General features: G+C 51.7%; 13 protein-coding genes. 6 read left to right on the forward strand and 7 right to left on the reverse strand.

The window, feature by feature from the left end; all coding sequences use genetic code 11:
• Positions 1 to 813 precede the first annotated feature (813 nt).
• The 4 genes from GNT65_RS18210 to GNT65_RS18225 all read right to left on the reverse strand — a co-directional run bounded on the left by GNT65_RS18210 (position 814) and on the right by GNT65_RS18225 (position 4,113).
• Complete coding sequence (locus GNT65_RS18210; protein WP_160798627.1) at positions 814 to 1,983, reverse strand: tetratricopeptide repeat protein; 1,170 nt, start codon at positions 1,981 to 1,983, stop codon at positions 814 to 816.
• Positions 1,984 to 2,075: 92 nt separating this feature from the next.
• Positions 2,076 to 2,405: a hypothetical protein gene (locus tag GNT65_RS18215; protein ID WP_160798628.1), complete on the reverse strand. Its 330-nt coding sequence runs from the start codon at positions 2,403 to 2,405 to the stop codon at positions 2,076 to 2,078.
• 106 nt (positions 2,406 to 2,511) lie between these two features.
• Positions 2,512 to 3,762 (reverse strand): ammonium transporter, encoded by a 1,251-nt coding sequence (locus GNT65_RS18220; protein WP_160798629.1) that lies wholly within the window; start codon positions 3,760 to 3,762, stop codon positions 2,512 to 2,514.
• 12 nt (positions 3,763 to 3,774) lie between these two features.
• The gene (locus tag GNT65_RS18225) at positions 3,775 to 4,113 is read right to left on the reverse strand and encodes a P-II family nitrogen regulator (protein ID WP_011864652.1); all 339 of its coding nucleotides are present in this window, start codon (positions 4,111 to 4,113) and stop codon (positions 3,775 to 3,777) included.
• Positions 4,114 to 4,364: 251 nt separating this feature from the next.
• Between GNT65_RS18225 and GNT65_RS18230 the strand changes: the two genes are divergently transcribed.
• Positions 4,365 to 4,907 (forward strand): hydrolase, encoded by a 543-nt coding sequence (locus tag GNT65_RS18230; RefSeq protein ID WP_160798630.1) that lies wholly within the window; start codon positions 4,365 to 4,367, stop codon positions 4,905 to 4,907.
• A 73-nt stretch (positions 4,908 to 4,980) separates the two neighbouring features.
• Here the strand turns inward: GNT65_RS18230 and nrfA are convergent, their stop codons facing one another.
• Positions 4,981 to 6,381, reverse strand: coding sequence for an ammonia-forming nitrite reductase cytochrome c552 subunit (gene nrfA / locus GNT65_RS18235; RefSeq protein ID WP_160798631.1), 1,401 nt, complete (start codon positions 6,379 to 6,381; stop codon positions 4,981 to 4,983).
• A 248-nt stretch (positions 6,382 to 6,629) separates the two neighbouring features.
• Here nrfA and narQ point away from each other — a divergent pair, with 248 nt between their 5' ends.
• Both narQ and GNT65_RS18245 read left to right on the forward strand, forming a co-directional pair.
• Positions 6,630 to 8,333, forward strand: coding sequence for a nitrate/nitrite two-component system sensor histidine kinase NarQ (narQ, locus tag GNT65_RS18240; RefSeq protein ID WP_160798632.1), 1,704 nt, complete (start codon positions 6,630 to 6,632; stop codon positions 8,331 to 8,333).
• A gap of 62 nt (positions 8,334 to 8,395) precedes the next feature.
• On the forward strand, positions 8,396 to 9,025 hold the full coding sequence (locus GNT65_RS18245) for a response regulator (RefSeq protein WP_011864648.1): 630 nt from the start codon (positions 8,396 to 8,398) through the stop codon (positions 9,023 to 9,025).
• Between the two features lie 112 nt (positions 9,026 to 9,137).
• Here GNT65_RS18245 and GNT65_RS18250 read toward each other — a convergent pair whose 3' ends face one another.
• Together GNT65_RS18250 and fkpA are read right to left on the reverse strand one after the other, a co-directional pair.
• Positions 9,138 to 9,512 (reverse strand): YacL family protein, encoded by a 375-nt coding sequence (locus GNT65_RS18250; RefSeq protein WP_160798633.1) that lies wholly within the window; start codon positions 9,510 to 9,512, stop codon positions 9,138 to 9,140.
• A gap of 189 nt (positions 9,513 to 9,701) precedes the next feature.
• Positions 9,702 to 10,469, reverse strand: a complete 768-nt coding sequence (gene fkpA / locus GNT65_RS18255) for an FKBP-type peptidyl-prolyl cis-trans isomerase (RefSeq protein WP_160798634.1) — start codon at positions 10,467 to 10,469, stop codon at positions 9,702 to 9,704.
• A 179-nt stretch (positions 10,470 to 10,648) separates the two neighbouring features.
• Between fkpA and GNT65_RS18260 the strand changes: the two genes are divergently transcribed.
• The 3 genes from GNT65_RS18260 (at position 10,649) to GNT65_RS18270 (ending at position 13,317) form a co-directional block, all read left to right on the forward strand.
• Positions 10,649 to 11,617 carry a WD40 repeat domain-containing protein gene (locus GNT65_RS18260; RefSeq protein ID WP_160798635.1) on the forward strand — a complete coding sequence of 323 codons (969 nt, stop codon included), beginning with the start codon at positions 10,649 to 10,651 and terminating at the stop codon, positions 11,615 to 11,617.
• A gap of 13 nt (positions 11,618 to 11,630) precedes the next feature.
• Positions 11,631 to 11,843, forward strand: coding sequence for a SlyX family protein (locus GNT65_RS18265; RefSeq protein ID WP_160798636.1), 213 nt, complete (start codon positions 11,631 to 11,633; stop codon positions 11,841 to 11,843).
• 64 nt (positions 11,844 to 11,907) lie between these two features.
• Positions 11,908 to 13,317 carry a COG3014 family protein gene (locus GNT65_RS18270; RefSeq protein ID WP_160798637.1) on the forward strand — a complete coding sequence of 470 codons (1,410 nt, stop codon included), beginning with the start codon at positions 11,908 to 11,910 and terminating at the stop codon, positions 13,315 to 13,317.
• The last annotated feature ends 12 nt before the right edge of the window (positions 13,318 to 13,329 follow it).

Raw genomic sequence — 13,329 nt, forward strand, 5'->3', positions numbered from 1 at the left:
TTGGGGAAAGAAGTTCGGCGAAGGAAAAACTATCGAATAACAGCGCAGCATTTACGCTGGGCAATGCATGAATACATCAAGTTGGTTCACACTGCTGGGAGACCTGAATTATGAGGGGATCCCCCAGAGCCTATCTATAGCAGATATTTAACGATATTAAGAAATAAACGGCGTCTCTCTATGCCTCCCCTATCGCGCCGACGCTCTTTGAGACCAGAGCCACTTTGATATGGCCATCGCCTCGATGAGGAAATTACTGCAGCAAGTTAGCTCTACCCAATTTTCTTGCCGACTCCTGGCACAAAATACTAACACCGAAATCTCTATCGCTCGGACAACTCTTTCTATCTCCAAATAAAAAGGCTGTTAGGCGGGTGACCAGCGACAATGCGGAATGTCTGCTCAAACTTAGTTAAGAAAGCCTGTGGGGTGATACGAAATGATTCCAAATACGGATAGTCTGAAAATCAAAGCCTGATAATCAAAGTCTGATAATCGAAAGCGTCTGGTCATGATGCTCTTTTCCAGTCATATCGATGTCATCATCATAGAGGCGCGCATCGTCGACTACTTTCGCGATAGGTTCAAACAACGCCGCGATAGGCTCAAGCATGGTCGATATCGGGCAAGCATTCGAGCCCAGTGTTTACTTCGCCACCACTCAAGATAGCTAGCCATAATCGGGCGTTAGCAGAAACAATCGATCTTGGTATTGTCCAACTTGAAGGTGAACAAGCGCCCCCCTCATAGCAACAGAATGTGTAGTTTTTTTAGTTTATCGGCTAAAAGGCCCGTTAAACGGGCCCTATTTACCTAGTGAGTCTGCATAGCCTGCAGCTTGGCCTGGTAACGCCGCTGATTATACTCATCGACCGATAGCGACAGTGCCTTTTGCATATTCAGCTTAGCCCGGCGCTCATCGCCAGTCGCCCAATAGGCCTTGGAGAGACCAAAATAAAACTCATGACGATAGTCGGCCTTCTCCACGGCCCGTTTATACCAAATTAAGGCCGTCTGGTACTCATGATCCGAGTAGGCTTGCTGCGCCATGTCATAGTAATAGTAAGGATTACGGATCCTCACCAGCTCCAGGGTCTTATGTACCTGGGCCCACTCCTCCAACCTGTCTTGGCTGGCCAGCAACACACCATAGTTAAACAGCGCATTCATATCCTCACTGTCTCGAGATAGCGCTAGCTTATAGAGGCTCTCCGCCCTGTCATCCAACCCCTTGTAGCGATATAGGATCGCCAGGGTATTCAAGGCGGGGATAAAATCGGCTTTTAACTTGAGACTCTGTTTCAGGTAGGCATAGGCCTGATCGTAACGTCCCTCCACCAAAGATTCCGCCGCGACATTGTTATAAAACATCGCCATGACGGTGGTTCTATCGATACGCCGTTTGGCATAACCTCGCATGGTGCGCTCGGGTAGGAAATCTATCTGTAAAGCATTCTTATCGGCAAGAAAGGTATCATGCTTCTCTCTGGGAATGAGGCGCAGGTTAATGTGGCCATTAACCAGATAGAAGTCCCCCGCCTTATCCCATACGGGCGGAACCTCGACCTCCTGAAACTCGACATCGACCCCCAGCGCATCGGCGAGTGAAGCACTCAATAGCACAAGCGACAGACAGTTACCGGCTCGCGCATTAAAAGTGTCCATCGGGATCTTTGTCAGATTATCCTGGTATTTAAAGCCGCCCTTATCGGCGTTGATATAATTAGCCAGCCACAAATTGGTGGCTATATAATCACGGGACATTCGACTGCGCTTATAGTCCTGTCGTAATTCATTTATCACCTGAGTTGGCAGGGAAAACAGTTTATCAGGAGTGACTTGAACCGCTACCGCCGTGAATTCTTCGTCGGCAAAGTACTGATCTATATTAGCGAGGGTTTCCTTACCCGGGCCGCTGGCACAACCGCTCACTATGAAAAATAACAGCAACATAGCGCGCTTATACTCAAATAGCCTTTTCATATTCAACCTACGCTTATGAGGGCACCATAAGATCTATCATAAAGTAGGCCTATCTATTTTTCCCCACGCAAAGCGTTACAAAATATTAACAATTAATCAGCGCTTGGCGGATCGATCTGTATATAGAACTTCCGGGGATCTGTCCCCTCTGTCTGATACAGATAGGGACGATAAAAATTAGTGCCGCAGCGATAGTAGGCATAGGGCAAGTTAAACAGCACACAGCCCAGGGGTAGACTCTGCAAAATTTGGATCTGTTGCTGCATGCGCAAAGATTCCCGCCACTCAAACTCCTGCTGTAGTTTATCGCGCACGGCAAAGGCATCGAAGGGTTCGCTCGACTTACGCACCACCACCTGCCCAGCCTGAAGCTGAGTCGAGATCAGCACAGAAAAAAACACGACCCAGAGAGATTGCTTCATGTTAGCGCTCCTCACACTGTCTTTGTTGATAGCATAATACAAAAGACAGGGTCCGCACCATGAGGTCCGGACCCTGTCTATTTCGCTACCTCAGTTTAACTAGCTGTTAGCTGGCGCTCTTGAGTGAGACAAATTCAGGATAGGCATCTATGCCACAATCTGATGCATCCATGCCGTTGTACTCTTCCTCCTCTGAGACACGAATACCCATGGTGACCTTAAGCAGATACCAAACCACAAAGGAAGCACCAAACACCCAGGCGAAGATGACTGTAGCACCATAGAGCTGACCCAAGATGGTCGCATCGGCATTTGAAAGCGGCACTAACATCAGACCAAACAGACCGGCAACACCGTGTACCGAAATCGCCCCGACGGGATCGTCAATCTTGATCCTGTCGAACATCACGATAGAGAAGACCACCAGACCGCCGGCGACCATGCCGATAACCCCGGCCAGTGGCAACGAAGGTGACAAAGGATCTGCGGTAATTGCCACCAGGCCAGCCAAGGCACCGTTTAAGATCATGGTCAGATCCGCCTTACCCCATACCATCTTACAGACCACCAGGGCAGAGACGGCGCCAAAGGCGGCAGCCGAGTTGGTGTTAACGAAGATCTTCGCCACCGCCGATGCGTTCTCGGCATCAGACACCAGCAGCTGAGAGCCACCGTTAAAGCCGAACCAGCCCATCCACAGAATAAACATGCCTAAGGTTGCCATCGGCAGGTTAGAACCAGGGATAGGATTGACTTGACCGTTGGGACCATACTTCCCCTTACGTGCACCGAGCAACAAGACCCCCGAGATAGCCGCGGCCGCACCCGCCATGTGCACTATGCCACTACCGGCGAAGTCGACAAATCCCGCTTCGGAGAGGAAACCACCGCCCCAGGTCCAGTAACCCTCGACAGGATAGATAACACCTGTCATCACCACAGAGAAGATCAGGAAGGCCCACAGCTTCATACGCTCGGCGACGGCACCAGAGACGATGGACATGGCGGTCGCCACAAACACCACCTGGAAGAAGAAATCCGATTCCAGCGCATGGTCGGCATCACTGGCCTGAGCCCCAATGAGGCTGGCGAACGAAGGTAACCAGCCTCCCTCGGCGTTATCCACATACATGATGTTGTAACCCACCACCAGATACATGATACAGGCGATCGAGTAGAGACAGACGTTCTTGGTTAAGATCTCAGTGGTGTTCTTAGAGCGCACCAGACCCGCTTCTAACATGGCAAACCCTGCGGCCATCCACATCACCAGCGCGCCTGAGATCAAGAAATAAAAGGTGTCGAGCGCAAACTTCAACTCAGATACTGTCGCACCTAGTGTTACTAACTCTTCCATTGGAAATCCCCCTTAAAGTGCTTCGTTATCGAGTTCGCCGGTACGGATACGGATCACCTGATCGAGATCCGTCACAAATATCTTGCCATCGCCTATCTTGCCGGTATGCGCCGCCGCAACGATGGACTCGATAAGGTGGTCGACATTCTCAGCCTTGGTAGCGATATCCAGTTTCACCTTAGGCAGAAAATCCACCTGGTATTCGGCGCCACGATAGAGCTCAGTATGACCTTTCTGGCGTCCGAACCCCTTCACCTCGGTCACCGTCATCCCCTCAATCCCCAACCCTGCAATGGCCTCTCGCACATCATCGAGTTTGAATGGCTTGATTATTGCGCTGATTAATTTCATTACCGCCTCCGACTCATCTTAGTATTCTTGCTGATGCCAAAGACAATTCAATCATCAGGCCAGAATTACAAAGCCTTAACATTCATAAACTTAATAACATTGCGACAACTCACTCTGCATATTAATGCACCAAATAGGTGCGACTATGCACGTGGCGCACAATAATAGCGCAGGGCCTATTCGACTTATGACGGATTGGTCAAAGGAATTTACTGGGTATCATGGTGTCACCACCCATTGAGGAGAGCCCTATGTTGAAACCACAGGAATGTGTGCTCATCATCGTCGATGTTCAAGGAAAGTTGGCCACCCTGATGCACCAAGCCGAGGAACTTGAAACCCGACTCACAACCCTTATCAAGGCGGCCGAGCTATTTGAGATCCCTATTGTCTGGCTTGAGCAATTGCCCGAAAAGTTAGGCGCCACCAGCCCGGCGCTGGCCGAGCTGCTCGCTCCGCATCATCAACCTATCGCCAAGGCACATTTTAGCGCCTGGCACGCCGAGCCCTTCAGACAGGCACTGCGTCAGCATGACAGGCCCAAGGTGTTACTCACAGGCATCGAGACCCATATCTGCGTCTATCAAACCTGCCGGGATCTGCTTGACAACCAATACGAGGTGCATCTGGTCACAGACGCAGTCTCCTCACGGACACAAATCAATAAGCAATTAGGCTGTGAGATGATGGTCCAGCACGGCGCCTTGCTGACCAACAGCGAATCTTTGCTGTTCGAGCTACAGGCAGAGGCCAGTGGCGACAGGTTCAAGGCCCTGTTGAAAATGATAAAGTAGCGGAGATATAAAGCCGTGAAGACATAAAAAAGCCCCGGATAACCGGGGCTTTTACTATGCAGGGAGGGAGATATTAGTAAGTTGCTTCGCGCTTCTTCGCTTCGGTATCCCACTTAGGAAGTACAGTCTTCTTGAACTCTTCCTTATCGGCATTCATCTTCTTCATATCCATACCCAGTGCAGCTTGCGCCTTGGCCTTGGTAGAGATATCTGGGAAGGCGATAGGTTGCTTAACGCCTTTCTTCGCTAGCAGCTGAGCCAGTTTAACGCGAGCGTCGGCAGCCTTATCAACCGCAGTACCCAATACACGCAGTGCTTCATCAGGTGCATGAGAGGCTACGCCGTGAGAGGCAATCGCATAGTCCCAGCGCCATTGTGCATGACGGATATCGGTCAGGATTGGCTTCATCTCAGCTTCAGTTGCGCCCGCTTTCCACGCCGCGCCAGCTTCAAAGTGTGCCTTAACCAGTTGATCTTCGGCCTTCAGCTGAATCTGCTTAACCTTAGCCTTACGCTCTTTATCTAGGTTAACCATGAACTCTTTGCTCTGCTCGTGACAAGTGCCACAAGTCTCTTCGAAGCGATCGAATGGGTTACCTACCTTGTGGTCGGTAAACTTACGACCTTCGGCATTGGTTACGCGTGGCATGTGACAGTCAGTACAACTGACGTTGTTCTTGCCGTGCATGCCCAGCTGCCAAGTTTCATAACCTGGGTGCTGCGCTTTCAGCATAGGAGTCTTAGATACCGCATGAGTCCAGTCTTTGAACTCTAGGTTGTCATAGTAGGCTTCCATCGCTTCAACAGTTGTGCCTTGATCCCATGGGAACTTAACAAAACCTTTGCGATCTTTGGTCTTCTCGAAGTAGTACTCTACGTGACACTGACCACACACCATAGACTGCTTGTCTTTTCTAGATGCTTTGTCAAACGGTGTGCCTAGGGTCGCCATACCACGCTCGGCGAATGGACGAGAGATACGTAGCTTAGACTTGCCCTTCTCGTGACAGTCTGAACAGCCGATAGTGTTAACTATTTCGGCGCCGCCTTTGTACCACTTACCTGTGAAATAGCCATCTTCGCCCTGCTCTTCGATCACGCGAGGCACATCAGGGCTCTTACAAGACCAACATGCCATTGGCATTGGGCCATCTTGGGCAGACTTAGGCGCACCGGTACGCAGCGTGTTGCGTACGTCGGTTACCGCATACATGTGACCACGCGCCTTGTTATAGTCTTTAGCAAAACCATAACCGGCCCATAGGATCACTAGGTTAGGATCGGCTTCCAGCGCGTCGATCACTTCTTTACTTTCAGCAGTGTCATGCCAGCTGTTGTATTGCTTAGAATACTTATCTTTGTAGACTTCGTTACGAGGCTCGGTCTTGTCGCTCGCCATTACGCCAGTAGCCATTAGGCCAGCGGCGACCAAAGCACTCAGTGCAAAGGTTTTTGTAGTTAATGTTCTCACCATCTCATCTCCGTGTTACTTTTTTATAGTAGTCTTTAAAACCACAACATCTCCAAGGCCAAAGTTAGTCCCTTAACCCCGTTAAAAATATACCCCTTATGGGGTATCCGAGTTAAAACTTGAGGCAGATCATAATGTGAATGTGTTGTTGGTCACATTTTTACCACATTGTAAATTTTATCAGCGATTGCTAAACAAGTATGATAGTCCAAATTTCCGATTTTTCCCTATAATTTAATGAGTTCTAATACATGAAGAAAGGCAGCCTCACCTCCACCATATTAAGGTTAATGCTAGCCCTAATTTTACTTTCCAGTGGACTCGCCACCTTCGCCATAGCTAATTTGGCTTATAGCTTGGGGGATGCCAGAGCCATCAACGCCTCCGGCTCTCTGCGTATGCAGAGTTACCGTCTGATGTTCTATGCCAACTCCGGCAGCGACGAGGCCGACGACAAAATTAAAGAGTTCGAGGCCACGCTTCACTCAGATGCCCTGAAACGCTCCCTCGACTGGATGACCCCGGACGATCTCGCCTCCCAATACCTCCTGGTGATCCAAAAATGGAAGGTGATGAAGCAATATATCGAAGAGGAGAACTCCCGCCTCTATGTCTCCGCCCTGAAGGATTTCGTCGACACCATAGATCTCTTCGTACTGGAAACCGAGGAGTTCGCCGCCTTCAAGCTCAAGCTACTGGCCGCCAGCCAGATCACCGGCCTGGGACTCATGCTGTTGATCGCCTTGTTTGCCGTGCGCTTTACCAAGCGCAAGGTGGTAAAGCCCCTCAATCAGCTGATGGAGTCGGCTAACACCATCTCTAAGGGGGAGTTCGATGTCACCATGCCAGATAGCGAATATATCGAGCTCAGCTCGCTGAGCAACGCCCTGGCCACCAGCGCCAGAGAGCTGTCGACCCTCTACAACAACTTGGAAAATCAGGTCAAGGAGAAGACCTTCGCCCTCACCCGCGCCAACAACGAGTTGAAGCTGCTCTATGACAACCTGGTGATGCTGCACTCGGGCAAGCTAGAGATCAGCACCTTGAAACAGGCGCTGAATCAGCTCAGGGCTCACGAACCCCATAGCTTCCTTCGCCTGGTGATCGCCCAGGACGACAAGGAGAAGCTCTATATAGATGCCGATGGCGGCTGGCCGATCGCCTCCCTGAGCCAGACACGCTTTCCGCTAAAATTTGCCGATAACGAACTGGGCTACTTAGAGGTCACCTCCCTGGGTGAGATCAACCATCCCCTGTTTGAAAACTTCGCCATCATGTTGGCGCGCTCCATCGTCATCTATAACGCCGGCGAGCAGCGCCAACAGCTGGCATTGATGGAGGAGCGCGGCGTGATCGCCCGTGAGCTACACGACTCCCTGGGCCAGCTGCTCTCGTTTCTCAAGATCCAGGTCAACCTGCTCTCTAAGGGGCTCGACAGCCAATGCCGCAGCCCTCAGGTAGAAGAGCAGCTCAAGGAGATCAACGAAGGGGTCAACACCGCCTATGTGCAGCTGCGTGAACTCCTGTCTACCTTCCGCCTGACCATTAAAGATCCCAACCTCAATCATGCGATCGAGATGATGCTCGACCAGCTCAGGGGCCAAACCACCGCCAAGATCACCTTGGAAGATAAGCTGCCGATCCAGCTCCTGGGGGCGCATCAGCATATTCACGTGCTACAACTCACCCGAGAGGCGACCCTCAACGCCATCAAACATGCCCAGGCCAATCATATTCATATCAGCTGCACCCGCAGCGGTAACAATGTCAAGATAAGCATCAGCGACGACGGCGTCGGCCTGGAGAAGCTCAAGGAAAGGGATCAACATTTTGGCATAGGAATCATGCATGAACGCGCAAGTCGCCTCTCGGGTGTGGTAGACTTCAGCAGCAATGAAAAGGGCGGAACCACGGTTACCTTGCTGTTCCCCCCCGAACAAGAACCGAGCCAGTAGGGATATTGGCGGTATAATATACTAATTTTATTAACAAAATAGACCTCAGTGGAGGCAAAAAAATGGGCAAACCATATTCAGTTTTGGTTGTAGACGATCACCCCCTGTTACGTCGCGGGATCTGTCAACTTATCACCTCTGACTCAGACTTCACCCTCTTTGGTGAAGCAGGCAGTGGCCTAGATGCCCTGTCGGCAATTGCCGAAAATGAACCGGATATCGTGCTACTGGATCTCAACATGAAAGGGATGACAGGGCTAGATACTCTCAACGCATTGCGTCAGGAAGGGGTCACCAGCCGTATCGTGATCCTCACGGTATCCGATGCCAAGCAAGACGTTATTCGCCTGGTCAGGGCCGGCGCCGACGGTTATCTGCTTAAAGATACCGAGCCAGATCTGCTGCTGGAGAAGCTTAAGAATGCCATGCAGGGTCACAGAGTGATCTCTGAGTCGGTGGAAGACTTCATCTATGAGCTAAAAGATGGCGCCGATGAACAGGCCTGGATAGACAACCTGACCCCGAGAGAGCTACAGATCCTCGAACAACTGGCCGAAGGCAAGAGCAACCGGGTGATCTCAGAGCAGCTGCATATCAGCGAAGGCACGGTCAAGGTGCATGTGAAGAACCTGCTGCGTAAGGCCAACGCCAAGTCGCGCACCGAAATGGCAGTACGCTACCTGAACCAGTAAGGCTCAGTGCAAAGCACGTCAATACAGCTAAAACGTAAAAAGGCAGCCTGAGCTGCCTTTTTCTTTGCAAGATTTTCTGCGCTTCTTACAAACTTTCCGCCACTATCCCTGCTTATCGACTCTCTTCGATGAAAGCCTGCCAGCTCTTGAGCGCCACCTCAAAATCCTCCAGGCCACAGAAGGCCTGTGACTCACCGTCATACAGGGACATAGATTCATCCAGGGCGGTGTCTTCATCCATCTCCAGCACGTTGGCAAACACTCTGGCCTGCTCTTCATCCAACTCGAGTGAGATCCCTTTACCGACAAAGCGTTGTTCAGTCAGCCTACCCTGCTGCAGCGCCGCAATGGTCGAGGCAATCTGCTCGATCAGAACCTTGTCTTCACCCAGTTCATCGACAAACCAAAGCCCCATAATCTCATGATCCATGGTGAACTGAGCCACCAGGGTACCGGTCAATGTGTTGCGGCGAAATTCATATTCCATAATCTCTCTTCCCCAAGGTTACCTTGCAAATTCTAACCTAAGGCCAAGACAATTGCAGGGTTATCCGATTCCCTCTAGGCTAAGTGATGAAAATACCCCCTAGGCTGTTCACACAGGCGGTTCACTCAATATTTCATCAGGCACAAAAAAGGGCGCCAAGGCGCCCTTTTTCAAGCTTTTTATGACAGCTTACTTGGCTGCTGCCGCTTCCTCTGCTGCTGGTGCAGCCTTCTCGATAGAAAGCAACTCAACTTCGAAGATCAGCGTCGAGTTAGCTGGGATGCTACCAGTATCGCGGCTACCATAGGCCAACTCAGATGGGATCACGAAACGGTACTTAGACCCTACAGACATCAGCTGCACACCCTCGGTCCAACCTGGGATAACTCGGTTTAGCGGGAACTTAGCGCTCTGGCCACGAGCCACAGAGCTATCGAACTCTGTACCATCGGTCAGTGTACCCACATAGTGCACTTCAACTGTGTCTTCGGCACTTGGCTTGTCGCCAGTACCTTCGGTGATCACTTCATACTGTAGACCAGACTCTGTGGTCACCACGCCTTCTTTCGCCTTGTTGGCTTCTAAGAAAGCCGCACTCTCGGCCTTGGCCTTCTCTGCCAGTGCAGTCGCTTGTGCCTGACGCTTCTCGTTTAGCTGCTCGTCAAGGCCCTGAAGTACTGTCTGCATCTCTTCTTCGGTCAGCTTAAGGTCATCGTTAAGACCATTGCTAAAGCCTTGAATAATCAGGCTACGGTCCACTGGCAAACCTAACTCTTCCTGCTCTTTGATATGACCAGACATATATTTACCGATAGAGGCACCCACGCTGTAAGCTTGTTTCTGCGCCTGGGTTTCCAGCTTAACTTCTGCCGGTTTTGTAGTTTTTTGTTCTTGGTTACAAGCAGTTAGACCAACCACCGCCAACGCGACCAGTGACATTTTATAGATGGACTTCATTAAAGCTTCCTCAGCATTTTCTTGTGGTTACAATAACCTTACTCTTCTAAGACGAACCACTTTATACTAGTTAATTAACATATACCAATTACATTGATTAAGTTTCATCAATGTCGGCTGGTGGCCTTGCGCAAGGCTAAAACCCTTGAGCTAGAGACAACTCAACCAGGAACAAGTTCATGAACAGAAACGGCTTGCTGCATTTTTGTACACTAATTGCTTGTACACTCCTGCTGAGTGCATGCCAACCTAAACCCGAGGTAAACAGCCTGGTCGCAGAACCCAGCTATGATGCCAGCCTCTCTCCCCATGCCCGTTATCTTCTGGTCAGCAGCACCAGCAATAACCTGCAACTTTGGGATCTTACGAACAATGAGCTTAAGTATCAGTGGATCCATGGCAAAGCGGGCGGTACGGCCATCGCCACCGCCCTGTCTGACAACCTGAAATATGCCGCCTCCCTCAGCCGCGACTCTGTCGCCCTGTGGAACATGGACGATGGTCACCCCTTGGGCTGGTGGTCTCTTCCCGCCAATGGTCAGTGTCTGGCACTGGCCGATAATGGCACCCTGCTTATCGGCCTCACCGACGGCAGCGTCATGTCCCTCAATCACCAGACGGATACCCTGATCAAGTTCCTCGGCCACAGCGAGAAGGTCAACAGCGTCTCCCTCTCTGCCGACGGCCGCTGGGCATTGTCTGGCGGCAACGACAACCAGGTATTCCTCTGGCAGGCCAACACGGGTCAGCCCCTGCACCAGTGGCTGCTACCCAGCCGGGTACTCAGCGTCAGCCTGAGTCAGGATGCCAGCCTGGCTTTCGCTGCCGACAGCACCAATAAGGCGGACATCTGGCAAACCCAGACCGGCAAATCTGTGTCGTCGCTCAAAATAAAACGCCGCACGATGAACTTTTCCACCGCGCGCTTTACCAAGGATAATCAGACACTATTAACTGGCACCCCCGCCAGAGAGGTGAGCGTTTGGCGGGTCGCCGACGGAAAAATGCGCGCTAACTGGCAAGTTACCCGTGTTGAACGTGCCCAAATCAAGGGTGCCGTTGTATACTCTGTGGCTGAAACCATTAATGGGCAAATCATCAGCTTTAGCAGTAATGGCTTGCTGGAAACCTGGCCCAAGCCCGATTGATAGAGGATTTAAATTGGTGCAACTAGAACAAAGAATCGAAGATCTTGAGATGAAACTGGCGTTTCAGGACGACACCATAGAGTCGCTGAATCAGCAGGTGATCAGGCTCAACGACCTGCTGGCCGAACAACAGGAAAAGTTACGTCTGCTCACCAGTAAGCTGGCGCAGGTGGAACCCAACAACATCGCCAGCCAGTCGGAAGAGACACCGCCCCCCCACTATTAAATAGTCACCCTGATATAGGTGCACCGAACCAACGGAACTCGTTTCACAAAGGATCTGACCCGCTATGCCACACCCAAGTAGCCCTCACAACCGAGTCTCAAGACGATACCGCACGGCGTTAACCGGCGCGCTCTTGTCGCTCACCCTGTCGGGCTGCGCCTTTAATAGTGTCTTCATCAGTTATCCCTCTCAGCTGGCACCGGTGAAGGCCGATCTCAGCAGACAGGGCGATGCGGCCCTCTATCGACAGTTCGACGATGCCATCTCGGGGCAAGATGGGCTGCTGTACGCCCAAGAGGCGGGGCGAATTGCTCAGATAATAGGTAACTTCGAGGCCAGTAAAGCCTATTACCAGCAGGCAGTCGACGCCTACCAAGAGTTTGACGATAAGGCGGTGATCAGTGCAACCGACCTCGGCGCCACCGCCAGCAGCCTGTTTATCAACGACAACGTGATCCCCTACCGTGGCCCGGGTTATGAGCGCGTCATGTTGCACCAATACCAGGCCCTCAACTACCTCTTTAGTCGAGACAGACAGGGAGCGCTGGTCGAAGTCAGGCGCAGCAACGAGCTGCAACAGAGCGAGCAGGCCAGATACCAAAAATCCCAGGCCTCGGTACAGGCGATGGCAAACGGCACCATAGACGCCGAGGTCAACCGCCTTGGGCAAGCGGCGGGAACAACTACAAGCTCCTTCCTTAATGCCTATAGTTACTACACCACAGGCCTGCTGCATGAGCTGCTGGGGGAAGAGAACGACGCCTTCATCGATTATCGTAAGGCGGCGCAGATAGCCCCTGATAACCCCTACCTGCAACAGGACCTAGTACGCCTGGCCAAGAAGCTGGCCATGCCACAGTATGAAGAATTTAAGCGTCGTTGGGGGGATGCCAAGCTAGCCAAGCCGGGACAAGGCCAGGTGGTGGTCCTGCTCGAACGAGGATTTGTCCCCGAGAAGCAAAGCTTTACCGTGCCGTTTCGTATCCACGGCAACTGGCAGACGGCCTCTCTGGCCACCTATGCGCCGGGGAGAATAAGTGTCCCTCAAGGGGAGATCGTCGGCCTGGGCACAGTACTGAAAACGGCGACCCTCGCCAATATCGATGCCTTGGCAATCACCGCCCTCAAGGAGGAACTCCCCAGCGCCCTGTTTCGACAGGCCGCGAGGATCTACGCCAAGGCAGAAATGGCCCGCAGCGTGCGCAGCGAATCCAAACGACGCAAAGATGAGTTCGATGCTGGCGCCATCGCCATGCAGATCTTTAACGTGGTCACAGAGCAGGCCGACAGGCGCAGCTGGCTGACCCTGCCCAAGCAGGCGCAGCTAGGGCGTCGCTATCTGGATGCGGGCCAATATCAGATTCGCCTGGGACAGTCCCAGACGCAAGCGATTGACGTACAAAGCGATAAAACCACATTAATTTGGATAATTGAGACTGGTAATTTCACCCGTTTTTATTCAATAATCATCTAATCAAGACTAAGG

Origin of the sequence: Shewanella insulae (genome assembly GCF_009831655.1) — a bacterium.
Lineage (GTDB): Bacteria > Pseudomonadota > Gammaproteobacteria > Enterobacterales > Shewanellaceae > Shewanella > Shewanella insulae.